At 34.0% G+C, this 20,428-nt stretch carries 16 protein-coding genes and 2 pseudogenes; 16 read left to right on the top strand and 2 right to left on the bottom strand.

What is annotated here, in order from left to right; translation table 11 throughout:
* Window positions 1-7 precede the first annotated feature (7 nt).
* Window positions 8-139 (bottom strand): annotated as a pseudogene (locus GVX98_RS10105) (IS481 family transposase); the annotation flags it as partial.
* 164 nt (window positions 140-303) lie between these two features.
* Here GVX98_RS10105 and GVX98_RS10100 point away from each other — a divergent pair.
* From GVX98_RS10100 to GVX98_RS10035, 15 genes and pseudogenes are all read left to right on the top strand, one after another.
* Window positions 304-621 (top strand): transposase, encoded by a 318-nt coding sequence (locus GVX98_RS10100; protein ID WP_159127998.1) that lies wholly within the window; start codon window positions 304-306, stop codon window positions 619-621.
* 162 nt (window positions 622-783) lie between these two features.
* A pseudogene (locus GVX98_RS16940) lies at window positions 784-954 on the top strand (IS5/IS1182 family transposase); the annotation flags it as partial.
* Window positions 955-1,084: 130 nt separating this feature from the next.
* Window positions 1,085-1,381 (top strand): YkgJ family cysteine cluster protein, encoded by a 297-nt coding sequence (locus tag GVX98_RS10095; RefSeq protein ID WP_159127997.1) that lies wholly within the window; start codon window positions 1,085-1,087, stop codon window positions 1,379-1,381.
* Window positions 1,374-2,195 carry a GTPase gene (locus GVX98_RS10090; protein ID WP_159127996.1) on the top strand — a complete coding sequence of 274 codons (822 nt, stop codon included), beginning with the start codon at window positions 1,374-1,376 and terminating at the stop codon, window positions 2,193-2,195. The genes GVX98_RS10095 and GVX98_RS10090 overlap by 8 nt, the downstream gene beginning before the upstream one ends.
* A gap of 15 nt (window positions 2,196-2,210) precedes the next feature.
* Window positions 2,211-2,660, top strand: a complete 450-nt coding sequence (locus tag GVX98_RS10085) for a hypothetical protein (protein WP_159127995.1) — start codon at window positions 2,211-2,213, stop codon at window positions 2,658-2,660.
* The gene (locus GVX98_RS10080; protein WP_159127994.1) at window positions 2,653-4,389 is read left to right on the top strand and encodes a GTPase; all 1,737 of its coding nucleotides are present in this window, start codon (window positions 2,653-2,655) and stop codon (window positions 4,387-4,389) included. The genes GVX98_RS10085 and GVX98_RS10080 overlap by 8 nt, the downstream gene beginning before the upstream one ends.
* Window positions 4,379-5,977, top strand: a complete 1,599-nt coding sequence (locus GVX98_RS10075) for a GTPase (protein ID WP_159127993.1) — start codon at window positions 4,379-4,381, stop codon at window positions 5,975-5,977. The genes GVX98_RS10080 and GVX98_RS10075 overlap by 11 nt, the downstream gene beginning before the upstream one ends.
* A gap of 606 nt (window positions 5,978-6,583) precedes the next feature.
* Window positions 6,584-7,195 (top strand): hypothetical protein, encoded by a 612-nt coding sequence (locus GVX98_RS10070; RefSeq protein WP_159127992.1) that lies wholly within the window; start codon window positions 6,584-6,586, stop codon window positions 7,193-7,195.
* A gap of 21 nt (window positions 7,196-7,216) precedes the next feature.
* Entirely contained in the window at window positions 7,217-8,860 is a 1,644-nt protein-coding gene (locus tag GVX98_RS10065) for a dynamin family protein (RefSeq protein WP_159127991.1), read from the top strand.
* Between the two features lie 9 nt (window positions 8,861-8,869).
* Window positions 8,870-10,519 (top strand): dynamin family protein, encoded by a 1,650-nt coding sequence (locus tag GVX98_RS10060; RefSeq protein WP_159127990.1) that lies wholly within the window; start codon window positions 8,870-8,872, stop codon window positions 10,517-10,519.
* Window positions 10,520-10,668: 149 nt separating this feature from the next.
* Window positions 10,669-12,294, top strand: coding sequence for a dynamin family protein (locus tag GVX98_RS10055; RefSeq protein ID WP_159127989.1), 1,626 nt, complete (start codon window positions 10,669-10,671; stop codon window positions 12,292-12,294).
* Window positions 12,295-12,641: 347 nt separating this feature from the next.
* Complete coding sequence (locus tag GVX98_RS10050) at window positions 12,642-14,774, top strand: dynamin family protein (RefSeq protein ID WP_159127988.1); 2,133 nt, start codon at window positions 12,642-12,644, stop codon at window positions 14,772-14,774.
* 61 nt (window positions 14,775-14,835) lie between these two features.
* Complete coding sequence (locus tag GVX98_RS10045; protein WP_159127987.1) at window positions 14,836-16,056, top strand: AAA family ATPase; 1,221 nt, start codon at window positions 14,836-14,838, stop codon at window positions 16,054-16,056.
* 65 nt (window positions 16,057-16,121) lie between these two features.
* Window positions 16,122-16,733, top strand: coding sequence for a hypothetical protein (locus GVX98_RS10040; RefSeq protein WP_159127986.1), 612 nt, complete (start codon window positions 16,122-16,124; stop codon window positions 16,731-16,733).
* Window positions 16,734-16,736: 3 nt separating this feature from the next.
* The gene (locus GVX98_RS10035; protein ID WP_159127985.1) at window positions 16,737-18,176 is read left to right on the top strand and encodes a VWA domain-containing protein; all 1,440 of its coding nucleotides are present in this window, start codon (window positions 16,737-16,739) and stop codon (window positions 18,174-18,176) included.
* 206 nt (window positions 18,177-18,382) lie between these two features.
* Here GVX98_RS10035 and GVX98_RS10030 read toward each other — a convergent pair whose 3' ends face one another.
* The gene (locus GVX98_RS10030) at window positions 18,383-19,630 is read right to left on the bottom strand and encodes an integrase family protein (RefSeq protein WP_159127984.1); all 1,248 of its coding nucleotides are present in this window, start codon (window positions 19,628-19,630) and stop codon (window positions 18,383-18,385) included.
* Window positions 19,631-19,922: 292 nt separating this feature from the next.
* Here GVX98_RS10030 and GVX98_RS10025 point away from each other — a divergent pair, with 292 nt between their 5' ends.
* Window positions 19,923-20,426: a hypothetical protein gene (locus GVX98_RS10025; protein WP_159127983.1), complete on the top strand. Its 504-nt coding sequence runs from the start codon at window positions 19,923-19,925 to the stop codon at window positions 20,424-20,426.
* Window positions 20,427-20,428 lie beyond the last annotated feature (2 nt).

The following is a 20,428-nucleotide window of genomic DNA, read 5'->3' as shown; positions in this document are numbered from 1 at the left end:
TGTCAGGTTAAATTTGAGCTAAATTCTTCTCAGCCCAAATCTGTTTTCCATCAATTAAAGTTTCTAGTGGTGTACGACCACAGCACATCTTTCCTTGACGGGTTCGTTCAGTATTATAGAATTTCAGCCAGTCGTCTAGCCTGCAACAGGGTGTGATGCGATAAGGTCAATATATATGTGGAATTGGATATTAAAGATTACAGTAGTAATCTTTAGTTCCATATTGATTGATCTCTCAGAAAATTATAGTGGGTACCGAAGAATTTGCCCGAAGGCGAAGGGATAGACTGAAATGTGGTGATCGTGGATGTCACAGAAATTCCAATTCAAAGGCCTAAAAAACAGAAGAAAAGTTATAGCGGCAAGAAAAAGACGCATACCTTTAAAATACAGGTCATCATTCATTATAAAACTCAGCCAATTCTGAGTTTATGTACTGATCGCGGTACGGTGCATGATTTCGAGTTATTCAAACGCATTTTAAACCAGATTCCTTCTAGGGCTTTTATCCTCGCAGATAAAGGCTATCAGAGAATTTATGCGCTGTATCCGAATAGCCTACTGCCATTAAAAGCTAAAAGAACCCGAATCGCGGATAAGGTTTTTTCTTTAAAATCATAAAATAACTATAATTTTATGATTAATTTGAATCAGTTTTTAGTGTTATCAGATCAAATCATAGGTTTTTTATGCTCAAACTGATGGATAAGTCTCAAGATGAACGATCTCACTTCCTTAAGCAGGATTCGGGTTAAAAGACACTGTAAATTGGATCATGAACTAAAAATCTATAATCAGGAAATCAATAAAAGAATAATCGGAATTGAGCATGTATTTGGTAGCCTGAAAACATTCAAAATCCTTGCTGAGCGTTATCGCAATAGAGGTAAAAGACTCGGTTTGAGATTCAATTTAATCGCTGGAATCTACAACTTGGAACTAAGTAAAAAATGATTTATGAATGAGGTCTAATGAATATAACAAAACTTCAACTATTAAATTAATTTTTATATTTAAATAAGATCTATTTACCTAGATAAGTAATCAGTTTTAAAATGACTTGTTAATAAAAGTGGGATCGTTCATGAAGCAATTTCCCTGTACTCAATGTGGGCTATGTTGTTTAGCTCTTGATAAGATTCCAGTCTTGCATGATTTTCATCATGGCGATGGTAAGTGTATATATTATGTCCAAAGCCAAGGTTGTAGTATTTATCACAGTAGGCCATTGGTATGTCGTATAGATGAAATGTATCAAACCTATTTTCAGAAAGATTTTAAGAAAATTGATTTTTATGAAAAAAATGCAGAAGTTTGTAATCAACTACAGCAACAACATCATTATTCAGAGTCATATAGGGTGAAGTTAAAACATGAATAAGATCAATTTTACTGCCTTAAAACAGAAATTTCCTGAGATAGATAAAAAGATTGCACGATTAGAATATTTGTCAGCAAAAGAAAATGACTTATTTAATATCGCAGTGTATGGCAAATATAATCATGGAAAAAGTTCACTCTTAAATGCACTGATTGGTATTGAGAATCATTTTAAGGTTGCAGACTGCCGAACCACCATTAAAAATGATATTTTTATTGATGAATCTGCAGGTATCCAATGGATCGATACACCTGGTCTAAATGCAGATATAGAAGGCGAAGATGATAGTCATGCAGTAGATGCAATCACCAGAGAGGCAAATCTGATTCTTTTTGTCCATAGTTTAAGAATTGGAGAATTAGATCAAGCAGAAATAGATTATTTGAACGAGCTGCTGACTTTGAAATCAGCATCACAGATTATTCTGGTTTTAACACAGCAAGATCAACTTCGAGCTGAACAGTTTGAAATAGTTTATGCACGTATTGAGCAACAAGTGCAGGACGTAAAAATTCGAAATATCTGTATCTCTACCACACGTTATTTTAAAGGATTATCGAATAATAATTCAGGGCAACAAGACAGAAGTAATATGAGGCAGCTTCAGCAGATGTTACACGAAAATTATGAGCACTCAACATTACAACGTGATGAATTTGATAATTTAATAAAGGAAATCATCCATTATTTGGAAAATCAAAAAAAGTATATTGAACAGAAGAGGGCTGAAAAACAGCAGGAACTTCGTAAGATGCATACGAATTTTCAAAATGATGTCAAACAAATGATGAATAAAATTCAGCAAAATTTTTAATTTGGGGAATAGAGTATGCCATTACCGTTATTAATTGGTTTGGGGGTAGTAGCAGCTGCAGCAGCTGTTGCTTTAAGTAATGATAGTTCTTCAAGTAGTAAGAATGCTGCAGATGAGCAAGCAAAAAAAAGAATTGAAGAAGACAATGAAAAAAAGAGACAAAAGGCAGCTTATACACAGCAACAGGAGCTCAAGAAGCAGCAGTTGAACAAACGAAATGAATTATTCAATACTGAATTTAGTCGTCTAGCAGTTCAGTATGTATTTGATACTCATGCTAAATCAAGCATACAGGGTTTATTGGTTTCCAAAGAAAATATACGTTTAGTCAGAACACGAGTGGAAGAACATTGGGCTAAAACAGATGTTGCAAAACAATTAGCGAAAACGATTCGTGATTTAGATTTTGAAACTAAACAAATTGAAGCACATCTTAAAAGTTTAAAAGAGCAGAATAATGGCTAAGGAACTATTTTTTAAAGAGCTTGAAAAGTTTAGTCATGATCATGCTCAATATGTGCAGCAAGCTGATGAGATCATCCAAAAACACAAGCAACACTTGCAGCGTGATTTATTTGAAAGATTAGATAAATCCTATAACTTTCAAGTTAAGAGTCCTTTGGCTAAAGAATTTCAGGCATTGCAAAGTGAATTTAAAAGTATTTTCCAAAAATGGGATATTGAGCTGAACAAAGTCATCGAAGCACAGTATCTTGCAAAAAAGTACCAGAATAGAATTATCTTTTTGGTTTATGGAAAGGTCAATGCAGGAAAAAGTTCATTCTGTAATTTTATTGCTTCAATCTTTGATTCGGACCAAATTGAGAGATTTACTGTTCGAAATGGTCAAATTGAGCCAATTAAAGATAAATTTAAAGAAGGGTGTATAGAAACGACGGCCAGTATCCAAGGCGTCACACTAGGGGAGAATTTTCTGCTGTTGGACTCTCCAGGGCTGCATTCGGTGACACCTGAAAATGGTCAAGTAACTCAAGATTTTATAGATTGCACTGATGCCGTATTATGGTTAACGCCTTCAGGATCACCAGGTCAAATAGATGAACTCAGAGATTTACAAGCGGAACTTTCTAAAGAAAAACCTTTATTGCCTTTGATCACTGGAAGTGATTACTTGGAAGAAGATGAAGATTCGGGGGATGAATATTTTGTTAACAAATCGGCTGCTAATAGGGCTAAACAAGAAAAAGATGTGTATAACCGTTTAAAATGTTATATCGAGAAAAATCAAGAAACAATTCGTTCACTGCTAAGAACTCCATTGTCTATTTCTTTATTTGCATATCAGGAGAGTAAGCAGTTAGAACAAGATTTTGAAGAAGCTGGTCTCAAGCAATTACTTAATGAAATGACTAAACTTATTCATGAGGCAAGTGCTTATAAGCTGATTAAAAATCAGCAGCAAGCTCAAAACTTTCTGAAGGGTAAAATTGTACGTAGTATAGATGAGATATTTATTGAACGTTTGAATCAAGTCATGATCTCTTTAATGCAGACAACGGATAAACTTGACCAGCAGGAAAGACATACTATTTTAACTGTACAAAGTGAAATGCAATTGGTCGTGGATAAATTGATTCAGAAGCATTCAAAAAATAAAGATAAACAACAGTTAGTAAAAGAGCTCAATAATCAATTAAATCGATTGGTAAATAAAGTTTTGTCTGAATCATTGGGACAGTTGATGGCAAATATAAAACAGCTCTCTCATGAACTTTTATCTGAAACATTTAAAGATTTTGAAGATGAAACACTTGAAATTGAACAAGTTAAAGGTAAGGTTTTAAGCAAAGCAACAGGTATTGCGGGGGGGATAGTGAGTGGATTAGCTACGGGCGCACTTGCTGGCACCGTTGGTGCTGGCCCAGTAGGTACAGTAGTTGGTGGTCTGTTCGGTGCAATTGTTGGTGGAATCGGTGCAGATGCGCTAGGTGAGCAGATATTCGTTGAGACAGAAACCATCAAAGAAGTTGTTGGGGTTAACAGTGTCGCTTTAGATCAAAGCTTGAATCAATATTTAAAATCCCAAGTTCCTTCTATGATCAAACAAAGTTTTAATGATATACGTGAGGAACTGAACTTGTATTCTCAAAATATGAATCAAATTTTAGATGTACTTGATACTTTTAAAAAAAATATTGAAAAGACTTCTGTAGGAATAAAAAATGTCGCTTAACACAGATCAACTATCGTTAGTTGTTGAAAAAATAGAGTCTTTCATTTCAACATCAGATATTCTAACTCTAGAACAAAAAAAAGATTTTGAGGCAAAGGTTGAACAATTTAATAAACTGAAAAATGCAACCAGTTTAAAAGTAATGTTGTTCGGTGCATATAATGCTGGCAAAAGCACTTTTATTAATACAGTATTGGCTAAAGAGGTTGCTCAAGTTGATGATGTTCCCACGACAGATGAAGTTCATGAATATGCTTGGAATGGCATAATCCTCTGTGATACCCCAGGAATTAATGCACCTATAGAGCATCAGCAAGTCACTGAAGAATATCTTAAAAATATTCACGCTGTAGTTTTTATAATTAGGGAAACTGATGTTGATGCAATAAACTTATATGAACGTATGTTCGAAATGTTAAGTGTAGGAAAAAATATTTTTATTATTTTTAATCATCAATTTAAAAAAGATGATAATGAAAAACGAGATCAAGTCGTGACACGAATTCAAGAAAATTTGGTAAATATAGGTTCAGGTTATCGAATTAGTAATGAAGCTATTGCATCAATTAATATATTTCCAATTCGTTTGCGTTCTGCATGTAAAGGTATTATTGAAGGTAAAACTACGATATTAAACAATTCTGGGTTCAATGAATTTAAAGAGGCTTTTCAATATTGGTTGGACTTTAATACTAGCCATCAAGAATATTTAAAATCTTTAGAATTATATTTATCTGAGCATATTTTTAGTGCGCTAGAGCAGCATATATCAGATGAGCAAGATGGTGCATCTGAATATAATGCTCTGCTTGATGAAAAAAGATATATTGAACAAGAGAAAATAAGTCTAAGTTTAGATACCAAGCATAAAATTGATTCGTTGGTTCAATCCTCCAAGCCTAAAGTAATAGCAGTACTTGATCATTCACAAACACAAGAGATTGCAGAAGCAGAAATCAATCAACTTTTTTTGTCTTTACAGGATAAAATGGTTGATATGCTTAAAAATGAATTAGAACATAACAACCTTAATGCTTTAAAGAAATGGCAAAAAAAGCTAGACGGATTTCCAAATAGTAATGGTCAAGATAATCAATTGATTAAAGGTTTACTGAAAAATGGTATGGAATTGCTTTCTAAGGAAGAGAATTTGAAACAGATTTTATTACAGGGAAGGAAATTAAAAATACCAGGACTAAAAGGTCGTTGGGAAAAGACACTAGGTAAATGGGCTGGTAAAGGTGCGATTGCTGTACAAGTTCTTATAGCAGGTTATGAACTTTATGATGCCCATACAGAGCAATCCAAGAATAATCAGCAAGCGAAAGAGATTGAAATTGCAAGATATCAGTTAATACAAATGATTCTAGATAGCTTTAATCAGAATTTATCAGATTATGCGGAAACTATTATTTCGGATGTTTATAATAAAAAATTAGATATGTTAAGAGATAGTATTGAAAGCATCCAATTAAAGAGTAAAGAGACAGATAAATTTATGAGTCAAATTTCTCTATTAAAAAGGCAAATAGATGAATTGTATTCTAATGATAGGGAAAAATTAATAGCTGCTGATCTTTTAATATAAAACTCGTAAATGTTGAAATCGATAGGCTTTGTTGCAAAACTTGCAATATATCCGGAAATGAATAAACCTGTATCTAAAGCCTGTCGTATATAACTAAGTGGTCTTATTAAAATCATAATTTTATAAATCGATGAAATTTCTTGATTTGGTTTGACCACAATACTTAATGATATGTGGAATCAAAAGGTAGATATGGCAGAAATCACACTTATTTCGATGCTCTACTTAACGTTGTTTAATGATCAAGTCTTTATTTAGATTAAGACAACCAAGTTTTCGTAGTGCCGCTTTAACCAGTGTTGATCAGTCAAGATTGTACGAGGCATAGCTAGAAGTGAATTTGGTTTGATGAATGAATTTTAGTTTTCCGCTATTTTTTGAACAATAAATGTCAATATGCCCTAAAGGACTTCACACGTATTGTGATGCATTGAGACAAAACTGACTCAAGTTGTGTTGATAGCATTTATCTTTGTACGAGCGTAATCAATTCGCGTAATTCTCAATATATCCTAGTCAAACTGTGTCGCACTTGATTAAAATTTTACTCAAAAATATAAATAAAAAATATATACTTAAGATATAAATTTAAGATCTGAGATTAGAATGAGCCACGAGTCATCGAAGGTTATCACCCGTCAATGGATGATTATTCAGTTTTTATTAAATAGTAAATATGTCAGTACAACAGAAATCGAAAAGCATTTACATGCTAAGGGGATTACGACAACTCAAAGAACAATTCAAAGAGATTTAAATTTATTGGAAACATTATTTCCATTGGAATGTCGCCGGGATTGTATGCCTTATAACTGGCGATGGAAAAAAGTGGAACAGTCAGTAAAAGGATTAAGTCTATCTCAGGCTTTAATTTTAAGACTTGTAGATGATCAGTTAAGTGATATTTTGCCTAAGCATACACAGCAAGAACTATTACCATTATTTCAGAAAGCAAGATTGATCACATCTAATGCTGTTTACTCAGATGATGAATCAAGTCTGCTGGATATTTTGACTAAAGACAGGAGAAGAGGTGTTGGTTTAGTACAACCTTCTATGATGCAGGAATTTGCTTTAGGTATTAGCGGTAAAGTCACACGAGTTTATCAAGATATTTTTCATAATGAAGATAGAGAATTCAAAAAGAGCTTAAAAACATTAGGCGCCATACTTGAATCATATGAAATGCCAGAATTGGCAAATGCTTTAAAAAATTAATTTTAAGAGAGTTAAAAAAAGATGTTTCAGATACAGCAAGATATACAGACAAATATTCCAGAAATTGAAATTTTATCTCAAAAATATGGACTATCTGTTGAACAATTATATAAGCTAAAACCACACGTTGACAATTTTAAAGTTCGAGTGCCACTTATTGGTGCATTCAGTGCGGGTAAATCTTCTTTAGTTAATGCTTTGGTTGAGAAAAAACTACTGTGTGTTGAAATAGATCCTGCAAGCAATTTGGCGACTGAGATCAGTTTTGCGGAAGAAGAAAGTATAAAAGGTTATAAAGCAAATCAGTTTGTTAAAAATTTGACAGCGCAAGAATTAAAACAGCAAGAGTTTTCAGACTTGATGCCAGATGGGCATATTGAAGTACAGCTTAATCAACCATTTTTAGCATCGCTTCCGCATTTATGTTTAGCAGACTTGCCAGGTTTGGACTCAAAATCTGATGCACATATGCAGGCGATCCATCATTATTTAGGCCGCAGTTTAGCTTATGTGATCACGGTAAGTAGTGAAGAAGGCACCTTAAAGGACAGTATCAAAAAATTTCTGCAGGAATTAGCACTTCATAAAGCACCTGTTGTTGTGGTCATTACTAAAAGTGATAAAAAAACACCGGATGAAATAGAGGCGATTAAACAGCAAATCAGTGAGCAAGTGCATTCGCTATTGCCAGAAAATAATTATCAAGATGTTGTATCTGTATCTGCTAAGAAGAAGAATGTTGGTGAAGCAATTGAGGCATTTCAAAAATTAGAACATTTGAGCGAAAAGCGATTTAAAGACACTGTCGTGCCTCAAGTTACTCGAGTCATTGATGATATAGCGGCTCATGTGACTATTTTGCTGAATCAGGAAGATTTAACTGCGGATGAACTGAAAGGAAGGAAACAACAACTCCTTGATGAAACTGAAAACTTTAAACAAAAATTGGCTATCGAACATCAGAAGATGAAAGAACAGATTCCATCTGTTTTAAATAAAGTAATAGATCATATTCGTAACCGTCTATTAGGTGAAACAGATCAATATGCAGCTGCCTTGATATCACAAAGCAGTATTGAAAGTGATTTGAGTTACAGTGTACGAATGGCTTTAACTGAAGGAATGGAACGATATTTCAAACCTTTAGTTGATAAATATATTCATCGAATAGAAACAGATTTACCCAGTTTGATGGTCAATCAGAACTTTCATTTTGATCAAGAAAATACAGATAGTGCTGTATTTGACTTTGGTTTGACAGGGATCATAGGCATTTTATCGTTTGTATTAAAGCGTTTTCCATTAGCAGCCATGATTTTGCCTGTAGTTACATCTATTTTTAAAGCATTTATGTCGGATTATAATCGTGATCAGCAAAGAGCAGAACAAAAGGAAGCTGCACGTGATCATGTTCGAGGAAAAATTATTCCGCAGGTGCTTGAACAAGTTCAAATAAACTTAGGTTCAATTTTCCAGGAACAGCTCTACACAGTTAATCAGCACGTTGAAGATCAAATCAATGAAAAAGTGAATCAATCCCAGCATTCGATTTCTATGCTCGAAGAGCAGCTTAAGAAAAATTCTCAAGAAAGAGCAGAGTTACATGAGACTTATGAAGCGGATTTAAAAGTTATTCACGATATGCAACAAAAATTAAAATCTTAAGGAATAGCAATGAATAGGCATACAGAAATTAGTCAAATGTATGAGGATCTGAAGCAATATTTTAATGATAATTTAGGGCTTCTAAAAAAGAATTCGTTGCTGAACAATAGTCAATTCAGTCTGGAATTTGCATATGAAATGGAGAACTTTTATAAGTTTTGCATGTTGCCTGAACTTGCAGACAAAGTGATAGTTGGAATTGGCGGTGCATTCAGCGCCGGGAAGTCCAGTTTTTTAAATGGAATACTTGGTCGAAAAATTTTAAGTGTAGAAATTGATCCTACAACGTCTATTCCAACTTATTTAATTCACGGTGAACATCAAAAAATCAAGGCTGTGCTTAAAAATGCACAGCAGCAAGATTTGAGCTTGGAGCAATTTAAAAGCTTAACGCATCATGCAGAACAAGAACTGTATAAATTGACTGAAAATATAGATTTAATCCTTTTAAATCAGCCTGAACAGCAATGGTCTCATTTAGCATTTCTAGATACGCCTGGATACAGTAATCATGAGGATATAGAGCAAGGTATGTGTGATGCACATATCGCCAAAGTTCAGTTGAATGATGCACAGTGTTTGATTTGGTTGATTTCTGCGGATCAAGGGGTGATTTCTCAAAGTGATATTGAATTTTTAAAAATAATTCGTTTCGATATTCCTAAATTAGTGGTGATTAGCAGGGCTGACAAAAAGTCACCGAATGATCTAAATGAAATCAAAAAGCTAACTCAATATACACTAGCTCAGCATCAGATTGATGTTATCGATGTATTAGCATTTTCAGCTCGACAGCCTAGAAACTTTGACCGAGATCGATTGGATCAGTTTCTAGTTCAATGGAGCTCAGAGCATCAAGAGTCACGTATTATCGAAAATTTTAACCAGTATTTTGAGGCTATGAAGAAACACCTCACCAATAAGGAGGGAGAAATAGAAATAGAGCGATTTCAAAGAAAATTATTTGAAAAAATTTATCAATTGGCGATTTATGCAAATATCGATCTTGAAGCACAATGGCAAAAATATTTAGCTGTACAAGCAAAAATTGAGCAAGATAGACAAGATAAGCTTGTTGCATATCAGGCTGAACTTGAGCGTGAAGCGTTAAAAATAGAAGAAGAAAAACGTTTGCAGCAAGCTAAGTATGAACATGAAAGAGAGATGCTAAAAGCCCAAGACTTAATAGGTAAGGCGGAACAGCTCAAACAGCAAGTGCAAAAAACTCAGCGTCGCAGTTTGGAGCAGATTTTAGAAGATGCCCAGGATGAGATTAGTCGGCCGAGTGTTGGTATTTATGTCATTGATGATGTTTATAGTATACGTAAAAAAATAGATAAAGCCGTAAAAGCGTATGCTTATGAAGGGGATGGTGAGTACGGTAAATACAATGATGATCCTTTGGTACTCGTTGATACAACGACATTGTTTAAAAATGCAGAAAATGGCTTATATCTGACTTATTCCGAATTGTATTGTAAAGATATGCTGTCGAAACGCTTTGTGATTCGTTTAAGTGATATTCGAAGTATTCGTTTTGATAAAAGTGACTCTAAGCTCAGTATTAATGGTAAAGAAGTATTGTTTGTTCCTCAGGATAATTTAAAAGCAGCTATGGTGAATCTAGTCACTGCCTTGAAAACATATATTGAGCAGTAATCATGATATTAGAAAATTACAATTTTTTACTTATTTTAAATTTATCAATTACTTGCTCAAGTGTAGTGGTCAATAAATATTGGACACAGTTTTAAGTTTTAGCTCAATCTCGCAAAGGCTAATCCCTTATAAGTTTTAGGATATAGAGAATGTCATACCAAGAAGACTTTGATATCGCACAGCGTTATGATTTTTTGTGTCGTGCCAGTCAGTCAAATGTGGAACAAGGTGGACAGCGTTTACAACTTGCAGTCGATCTAGATGTTTTAGACAAAATAATTAATCATGATTTACCTGAGTTGGCTCATTCAGGTAGCTCAAGTCACGTCACTGATATTCTAAAAGCTCTTAATCTTGAATTAGAACATTTTAGAGCATTCTGTGAATTTCCAGACTTAGCTCAAAAAGTTGTTGTGGGGTTTGGTGGCGCATTTAGTGCAGGAAAATCCAGTTTAATTAATACGATTTTGGGGAAAAAGCAGTTAGTAGTTGAGATTGATCCGACGACTTCATTACCAACTTATTTATTACATGGTGATCAAGAGCAAATTACGGCAATCAATTTATTTCATCATCGTGTAATTTTATCCAAGGCTGAATTTGCTAGCTTGACCCACGAAGAAAAAATTAAGTATGGTAGTCAGATTTCGGGTTTATTACGTTCAGCTTTTGTCAGTGATCCTCATTTTACTTGGAAAAATATCGCTTTACTTGATACTCCAGGATATAGCAAACCTGATAGTGAACAATGGAGTGAACGAACAGATGAATCTGTGGCACGTTCACAACTCAATTTGTCTAATTATATTATTTGGGTGGTATCTGCGATGCAAGGTACGATCTCTGAAGATGATTTAAAGTTTTTGGCAACTTTAAATGTGGATATTCCTAAGCTGATTGTAATTAGTCGAGCAGATACTAAGACTCCTGAAGATATTATTAAGATTGTAGAGTTAGTGAAGCAGATTACATTTGAACGAGGAATTAATGTACTGGATGTGATTCCTGTATCTGCACGAAAGAAGATTGACTTTCCATCGCAGCCTATAGTGAATTATTTGGAGAAGTGGAATGAGCACAAAAAAAGTTTTAGTCTTGTTCAAAATTTTCAAAGGCTGTTTGGAGAGTATGCAGAATTTATAGAGGAAAAACAGAGTATCTCTTTAATAAAACTTAATCGTTTAAATCGAATTTTAACTTTAGTTGAATTAACTGAGATTCAGGAAGATGCGAAAGAAGTACGACTAGTTGCTGAGACGGATTTAATGTCTTTAAGAAATAGTATTAAATTATTCAAAGAGCTGGAAAATAAGTTTTTTATAAAAATTAATACTTCTATTAAAAATATGGATGTTAAAGCAAGAATAAATTTGGCCACCGTTACAAGTGATAAAGAAATAAAAATACTTCTTGCACATGATAGATCTACAGATGTTAAATTAGCTTTGCTAAATAATAATGAAAAGTCAAATGAATCAGGGCATGGTTTTTTGGGGAATATTTTTGGTCGTCTAGGTAATTATTTAGATGAGGAAGTTTTACTTATTTTGGCTCAAGATTCTGAGCTGCTCGTAAGGATTAATGTTGCGGAAAACAAATATTTAACTGAAAGAATAAAAAATATTTTATTAAAAGACTCTGAAGTATCAGTGAAAATTGCTTTATCTAAAAACTTTAATATAAATGGGATCATTAAAAAAGATGATGCGTATCTAAAGGATATTTTTGTTGTAGATAATTCTGGTGTTTGTAGAATCGTATCGATTTCAACATAACCGCAAATCGCGGATAAGAAATTGAATTGAAAAATAAGAGAACTCGAGCCATCAGTTGAGTTACCACACAAAACTCACAACTCAAGTCTGATCCTAGACAAAATAATGGACACACAGTCCCTCTATAGCTAACATCATGTTAACTTTGGATATATTAAAATGGCTAAACGCTTTAGTCCTGAATTTAAGCAACAAGGGTGTTAATCTCCCCCCTAAAAATGATGGAGAGATAAAAATCAATCCTTAGTACGTCAATCTATGACCTAGTCACCTTTTGTCTAGGTCATTGTTCAGTAAAAATCAGCTACACTCTGCTTATAAACACTTGATATTAAAAAGAGCAGGGTATGTCAATTCAACAGCATTTTGAACAGCTTTCTAATTTATGCCAAAGTCTTCAAATTTGGGAAAGACGATTTGATAATAAGGAAATTTCAAATATTTTACGGTTAAAAGAAGCCCTTAAAGCTGATATTGAACGCTTTGAACAAGAACAGCAAACCCTTAATATTGCAATAATGGGGCAAGTGAAAGCTGGTAAAAGCAGTTTTTTGAATGCTTTGTTATTTGATGGAAAGCCTGTTTTGCCTACAGCGGCCACTCCTAAAACTGCAAATCTTACACGCATTAGTTATGGTGAAATTCCTGCTTTAGAGATTGAATATTATTCAAAAGAAGAATGGGATGAAATAGAAAAACTAGCACAAGAAAAAGATGAATCTGAAGCTGTTAAAGTGGCTAAAGAGTTAGTAGAAATGGTGAGTACGGCTCAAATCAATGTACAAGAAGTCTTAGAACAACAAACGAAAAGGATTGAAAGTAGCTTTATTGATGACCTTGTTAATACTTTAAATCAATACACAGGTAATAATGGTCAATATACAGCTTTAGTAAAAATGACCCGATTATATTTGCCAAATGATGAGTTGAAAGGTTTTGATATTATTGATACACCTGGAATGAATGATCCTGTGATCAGTCGTACCCAAAAAACTAAAGAAGAGATTGCACGTTGTGATGTTGTATTCTTTTTATCACGAGCAAGTCAGTTCCTAGATCAATCTGATATTCATTTATTAACAGATCAATTACCTCAAGGTGGTGTAGAACGTTTGTATTTGATTGCAGGGCAATATGATTCTGCAATTTTGGATGATGGCTTTAATAGAGAGAGCTTAAGTGAATGTGAGACAAATTTGCAAAATCGTTTAAACAAACGTGCAGTAAAAGAATTAGGTGATTTAGCTGATAAAAAGAGAAAATTGGGTCATGAACATTTAGCTGATCTCCTAGAAAATTTAGTGAAGCCAATTGTTTCGAGTACTTTTGCGCATGGTTTTGCTACGTGGGATGTTTCTAAGTGGGATGCAACGATGCAGCATGTGCATACTGAATTAAAAGAAATGGCTGAAAATGATTGGGATGAATACCAATTTACACAGCAAGATTGGCAATGCATTGCCAACTTTGATGCCCTGCGAGATAAATATCAGATTGCTAGAGTAGAAAAAAATCAAATTTTGGCGTCTAAAAAACAAAGTTTATTGCCTAAAGCACAAGAAAAGCTTGATGAGGCGATAAGCTATTTAAAAGAAGCAGTTGAAAGCCGTATAACTGGTTTAAACACACAGGATATCTCTAAGCTCACGGAATTAGAAAAGCAGCTTGAACAACGTATTCATGGTATTTCTTCTAAACTCGAACAGCATATTGGTACAGAATTAACTGCAATTCAAAAAGCAATCAATGACATTTCTCGCGATTTGCAAAAATCAATACAACAATATACTCAGTTGACCACGCATACAGGTTCAGAAACACATGAAGAAGCTTATGAGGTCAGCACATCAAAATGGTATAACCCATTTAGCTGGGGAAGTTCTGAAATGCGATATCGTACGTATACAACGAATTATGAATACTTATCCACATCGGACGCTGTAGAGCAAATTGCACAATATGCTAGAAACTGCAAGGTTGATATCCAATATCATTTCAATGATTTAATTCGTCCAAATCAATTAAAACTGAATTTACGCCGTGCTTTAGTGAATGAATTAAATACTGCGCAAGCAGATTTTGATGGTACTCAGTTTAAAAATGTATTGGATGCAGTCATTCGTCAGTTGAATCTGCCAGAGCTTAATTTAGAAATTGGTGATCCAAGCCGTAAAATCAGCCAAAACTTCAGTGGTCAAATCAAATCTAGCAATGATATGCAGAAGTTGAAGCAAGCGTTGAACCAATCTTTGCAGGAAGTTTTTAAATTACTAAACGATCAATTTAAAGCATCAGCAAAACAAATTGAATTCAATTTAACTGATACACAGAATCTGTTGGCGCAAAAATTAACACAGGGCTTAGAAAATGAGCTCTCACAGATTAAGAGAGACTTTGCCGAGAAGCAGAAATCTATACAAGAATATGAAGCCTTAAAAGCTCTTATATCTGATGAAGCCTTAACAAAAAAAATTGCCTAATTTGACTCAGGAAGAACATTGCTTGTTCTTCCTTTTAATTCCATGATGGATAGTATATTGAATGAATACATCAGAATTATTTAAAAAAATTCAGCGGATTCAAAGCCAGCTTACCCAAGGTTTGGTTGAACGAGAACAAACGATTAAGTTGACACTGCTTGCAACTCTAGCAGGTGAACATATTTTGCTAATCGGCCCACCTGGTACAGGGAAGAGCTTAGTTTCACGTCGTCTTCACTTGGTTTTTCAGGATACACCATATTTTGAACGGCTCCTGACTAAATTCTCAGTGCCTGAGGAGCTCTTTGGACCGTTATCGATTCAGGCTTTGGAGCAGGATCAATATACCCGTCTAACCAAAGGCTATTTGCCTCAAGCATCAATTGCATTTTTGGATGAAATTTTCAAAGCCAACAGTGCGATTTTAAATGCACTTTTAACTCTATTGAATGAACGTGAATTCGATAATGGTGTGATCAGAGAAAAGGTACCATTGATTTCAGTCATTGGAGCAAGCAATGAACTGCCTGAAGATAGCAACTTGAGTGCATTATATGACCGTTTCTTATTTAGGCAGTATGTTGAACCTGTAAGTAAATCAGGTTTTAAACTGTTGTTGACGATGCAATCTATTGATGATGAGCTGTCTGTTGAGCAGTTGTCTTATGACGAAATCAAATACATTCAACAACACGCCAAAAAAGTTGAATTATCTGCTGAAGCATTACAATTTTTAATGGAACTACGTAGATGGTGTGCAGAAAATCAGATTCAGGTATCTGATCGTCGTTGGCGTAAAATTGTTGGAATGCTACAAGTTTCAGCATTTACCAACGGTCAAAGTCAGGTCACGATTTGGGATTGTTGGTTGGTTCAACATTGTATTTGGGAAAAGCCTGAGCAGATTGAATTGGTTGCAGGAATGTATGAGCAATATTGTGGCAAATCGGTGGTAAACCTACAAAATTTACTCACAGTCGTTGATGTATTGGAAAAGGAAATTTCAGATATTCCTATTAATAAAACACCAACTTATCAGAGTCAATCTACAGATATCTGTGTTCCTGAAAGTATAGTAAAAGGTGTGATAAATCGTTGGTTGGTGAAAGAAAATGAGTTTTGTTCAAAAGACAAACCTATATGTGAAGTACGAATAGGATTACAAACTACAGGTTTTCATACTCGGTTAATCAAAGCGCCATTTGATGGAACTTTAGTTAAGAAAAGTAAATTGGAAGCTCAGATAGTAGAAGCTAATGATGTAATTGGAATTTTTGTTTGAGCAATTATACCAATCCTAATGGTTTAATAACAAAGAAAGTTAATTGTAGATAAAGGGGATCTTACATGGGCTGGTATACTAATTTTGGTAAAACTATGCATCAGGATGTATTTTCTAAATACTCAGATAAGACACAAGAAATAGCTAGAAAATTAGAAAATCATTATAAAACTGAAACCAATAATTTTACCTATCATCTTCAGTTTGCGCAGATAGGTGAGAATGTTTTACAAGAAATTCAGGATTTTATCAAGGCAATTAATAAAGACTTAAAACCTAGTGATGAAAAGATTTTTGATTCAATCGTTCATGCATACATCACAAAAAATAGTCAGTATCCTGAGAATTTTGATACTTATATTGCTATGCAATATTTGAATAAAACTAATCAAAAGAGCCATGATTCATTTCATAAAAATCTAGACCAGAAAAATACAGAGTGGTTCAAACAGAAGATTGAACAAGTCGAAAAACACCTTGAGCGTATCAGTCTAGTTAAATTGCAACTGACTAAAAACCTCAAAGAACTTGAAAGCCAAGGCGAGGGCCATTTATGGATTGATCATGAATTTGTTGATCCTGCTTTAGATACATTAAAAGGCAGTCTTGCTCAGGTGCAGGACATTGAAAATCGTATGCTGGTTTTAAAAGCGACTTATCAGGATTATCAGGGTTAATATATGGAAAATACAGTCGCTGCTGATTATTTAGAAGATCAATATGCCTTTTTGGATGATTGTCCTTCCGATCTTTTAGAAGAAGTCATTTGTTCAACTGTGGGAACGCTTGAACAGCGCAGTGATACCATGCAGCGATGGTATAAGTATTTTATCTTGGGTGAAATTCCTCCAAAACCTGAGTGGCTGCCAAAGCATATTTCTGATGTCGTACAGCAGCAAATTGTGCAGTCAGGAATTGCACCTTTTTTAAAAGATCAGCATGAGCTGACGATTGAGTTCTTAAAACATGTCATATTGCAATGGCAAGTGATTCAATCTGAATATCAAGGAAAAATGCAAAAATGGCTGCAGGATAAAATTGCGAATGCGAAACAAAGCAATCAACCATTTGAGTCTTTTGAAGTAGAACAAGATTTCGACTTTAAATATTCAGGTGAATTGGTTATTCATAACTCATGGCATGAGAGATTAGATGCATGGAAACAGCTAAACAGTGTATTTGGTGATTTAAGTCAAATGCTTGGGCGTGATGTGGATATCACTAAAGGTATTCTTAAACATCAAAATTGGCGTCATATTGAACGATTACAAGAACTGTTAAAGTGTATTGATGAGTTTAAAAAAATTGTAGATGCCTTAGGGCGTTTGCAAGAAAGTATAAATAATGATGAAGAGCTTGAAAGTTTCTTCGAAAGCATTTCTCGTGTTGTAGAGGAAGTTCAAGAAAAAATCGTTGATTATATTCCAGAAGAAATGTCAGGCATTGAACGTAGTGGTGAAATTAGCCGTATGTTACCTCAAGAAGCCTTATTTTTAGGACATGCAAGACTGAAGTTTCTTTGGCAGGCTAAACGATATGAGCAGACTTTACTAAGTTACAAAGTACAAGGGTTAGAAATTGAAAAAACATGGGCAGACATTACAGAACAAAATGAAGTGCAAAAACCACGTCCTCGTTTTGATCGTGGACCGATGCTTATTGTGATTGACACTTCTGGTTCGATGAGTGGCACACCAGAAATTATTGCGAAAGCATTAACATTACAAGCTGCAAAAACCGCACATGCAGAAAAGAGAGCATGTTACTTATATGCATTTGGTGGGCAAGGACAAAGAATTGAGCATGATTTGAAATTTACACAAGATGGTATTCCAAAATTACTAGAGTTTTTGGGCTATTCTTTTGGTGGTGGGAATGATATTGAAACCGTTGAGTATGCTGTTAAACGATTAGAACAAGAACAATGGAAAAAAGCTGATGTAATGATTGTGAGTGATGGTGAATGGACAGCTTCTTCTCATATTGAACTGATTGTAAAATCTTCTGCGGAAAAGGGTGCTCGTTTCCATGGTGTACAAGTTAGTGGCAATGGGCAAGGGTTAAAACAATTATGCAACAGTACTTATAGCTTTAAAAACTGGGATAAAATTAAAAAATAAACAGAGGATTAATTGTAAATTATTTGATGATGTTAATTGTAAAGTTTAAGATGGAATATCATTGTGGAATGTGCCGATTCTAAACTGGCGTTTAGCCATGAGATGAGCCGATTTATTATTGAATTCGGTGACCGCCTAAGCAATCACCTTTAATTTATGAAAAGCAATTACACAAAATTATTGTCAAGCTCTCAAATGGGGGTATTTCAATTAATGCCATTTCGCACTTGTTGCAAAATCCAATCCTCATATTCTTGCAGTGTTTCTCGTAGCATATCCATAGGTCGTACGATATAGTGTCTTTCAACTAATGCACTTGGTTTATGACCTGATATCTGTGCTAAAGATCCTTCATTGATTTTTGCCCATATAGCTAATGTTTTATATGACCTTCTCAATCCATGGGGAGTAAGTCCAATATTTAGTTTTTTACATATTTTCTCTAAGCTATCGTAGGGATTAACAATATGTCCACATGCAGCGTCCTTACTGCTAAATATGAATTTAGAATCAGAATTTTTCTTTAGTTCTAATAATAAGCTTTCAACATATGCAGTCAGAGGGATTAGGCGACCTTCATCTTCAATTTTATCTCTGACTTTTGCTGTTTTCCAACGAAAATCGACATCTGTCCATTTTAATGAAAGCAGCTCATTCTTTCTGCAACCAGTGATTAAACTACCTATCAAAAAAATCGCTATTTTTCTACTAGTTAACTTATTTACCTCTTCAAACCAGGGTTTTAGATGCTGTTTCATCAAACAATCATTTTTGGCTTTGGGGGAAGGGACTTTATCTTTAACTTTTTTTGAGTTATATGATTTTGGAGGCACTAAGTTTTCATAATCCTCGTGTTCCTCACACCAATTCAGGAAAGCTCGTGTAAGTCTGTATGCTTTAGCTGATGTTGTTGGACGGAAGTCATTGTGATCAAGCCAATCGCAAAATACATCTGCAGTTAATTCAGAAAGTTTGTACTCAAACAGTTGAAAAATGGGTTGACTGGTATAAACACTATTTTTTTCAGGATCGTAACCGCCTCTAGATAATTCGATGTGGTCCTGATAACTTCTTGGTCGCCAATTAGGTTGTCTTGCTTTCAAATATTCAAACCATACATCTTTAAATTTAATCGTCTTGCGTTTTTCTTGTTTTAGCAGTTCTTTATTATTAGCTAAAGCTTTCTTACGCTCGATCAATGGGTCAATCCCTTTGTGACACATAATAGCCAATTCTTGTGCATACTTACGAGCGTCATCTAATTTCCATGTATCGACATCGCCAATTTTGATACGGCGATTTTGGAGTCCAATACGGCCCTGGAAAATGTAGCTTTTATTATTTTTAGGTGTAACTTTGACGCCGAATCCAGGTGTTCTTTCATCCCAAAAAAAAGTTGGTTTAGTCTTATCTGTACAATTAATTTTGTCTATAGCTGGTTTTGTGAATTTCATTCTAGTAAGCATCTGGTAAGCAAATAGTACTAAAAATCAATATATATTAATCAACAAAAAGAGTGAATAGTAAACTTTGTAAAATTAATAAGTGTATGATAATATATATTTTATTTTATAATATCTTGTTGATATTTTGATTAAATGTGAACGGACTCATAATCCGTTGGTCCACAGTTCAAGTCTGTGTGGGCCCACCATATATATCAACCACTTAGGTGTATTAATCCTAAGTGGTTTTTTATTATCAAAATCCATGTAAGCATGTGAAAATAATTATTTTTAAAGAATAATGAACAAATTAAAATATCGACATGTAAATTTAAAGCAGAGAAAACTTCCATTTTCGAAATATTTAGATTTTTTTAAAAGCCATCCTACACTTGTGTTGTTACTACCGACTCTTGTAGGTGGTATGGCTCAAATTTTACAATTAGCGAATCTTGGGTTGCCGTTTATTAAATACTTTTCATATGCTCAAGTAATACCTGATGGTTTAACCTATTTGATTGTATTTGTTGTGTTTGTAATGGTATTAACCTATGTTTGGGGTTTTTCTAAGTTAATGCTTGGAAAGATATCGATTACATCCAGCAAAAGAAAGATTATAGCTCACAATATAATTATTGTTTTTTTGATCAATATTGTCTTTGCTATATATTTGAGTATTTCTTCAGAATACTCAATTAGTATAATATTTTTTAAATTGTTTTTGGCTTTAAGTGGCATTGTACTTGTATTTTATTTAATTTTTTTTGTTTTTGTATTATTTCATACATTTATTTATTTGTATTAGGA

The organism is Acinetobacter sp. 8I-beige, from assembly GCF_902505955.1.
GTDB classification, from domain to species: domain Bacteria; phylum Pseudomonadota; class Gammaproteobacteria; order Pseudomonadales; family Moraxellaceae; genus Acinetobacter; species Acinetobacter johnsonii.
This window is presented reverse-complemented; position numbering and strand designations above follow the sequence as displayed.

Excerpts from the sequence above, each read along its gene's own strand:
- GVX98_RS10095 (WP_159127997.1), top strand. The coding sequence starts at position 1,085 with ATGAAGCAATTTCCCTGTACTCAATGTGGGCTATGTTGTTTAGCTCTT.
- GVX98_RS10090 (WP_159127996.1), top strand. The coding sequence starts at position 1,374 with ATGAATAAGATCAATTTTACTGCCTTAAAACAGAAATTTCCTGAGATA.
- GVX98_RS10085 (WP_159127995.1), top strand. The coding sequence starts at position 2,211 with ATGCCATTACCGTTATTAATTGGTTTGGGGGTAGTAGCAGCTGCAGCA.
- GVX98_RS10080 (WP_159127994.1), top strand. The coding sequence starts at position 2,653 with ATGGCTAAGGAACTATTTTTTAAAGAGCTTGAAAAGTTTAGTCATGAT.
- GVX98_RS10075 (WP_159127993.1), top strand. The coding sequence starts at position 4,379 with ATGTCGCTTAACACAGATCAACTATCGTTAGTTGTTGAAAAAATAGAG.
- GVX98_RS10070 (WP_159127992.1), top strand. The coding sequence starts at position 6,584 with ATGAGCCACGAGTCATCGAAGGTTATCACCCGTCAATGGATGATTATT.
- GVX98_RS10065 (WP_159127991.1), top strand. The coding sequence starts at position 7,217 with ATGTTTCAGATACAGCAAGATATACAGACAAATATTCCAGAAATTGAA.
- GVX98_RS10060 (WP_159127990.1), top strand. The coding sequence starts at position 8,870 with ATGAATAGGCATACAGAAATTAGTCAAATGTATGAGGATCTGAAGCAA.
- GVX98_RS10055 (WP_159127989.1), top strand. The coding sequence starts at position 10,669 with ATGTCATACCAAGAAGACTTTGATATCGCACAGCGTTATGATTTTTTG.
- GVX98_RS10050 (WP_159127988.1), top strand. The coding sequence starts at position 12,642 with ATGTCAATTCAACAGCATTTTGAACAGCTTTCTAATTTATGCCAAAGT.
- GVX98_RS10045 (WP_159127987.1), top strand. The coding sequence starts at position 14,836 with ATGAATACATCAGAATTATTTAAAAAAATTCAGCGGATTCAAAGCCAG.
- GVX98_RS10040 (WP_159127986.1), top strand. The coding sequence starts at position 16,122 with ATGGGCTGGTATACTAATTTTGGTAAAACTATGCATCAGGATGTATTT.
- GVX98_RS10035 (WP_159127985.1), top strand. The coding sequence starts at position 16,737 with ATGGAAAATACAGTCGCTGCTGATTATTTAGAAGATCAATATGCCTTT.
- GVX98_RS10030 (WP_159127984.1), bottom strand. The coding sequence starts at position 19,630 with ATGAAATTCACAAAACCAGCTATAGACAAAATTAATTGTACAGATAAG.
- GVX98_RS10025 (WP_159127983.1), top strand. The coding sequence starts at position 19,923 with ATGAACAAATTAAAATATCGACATGTAAATTTAAAGCAGAGAAAACTT.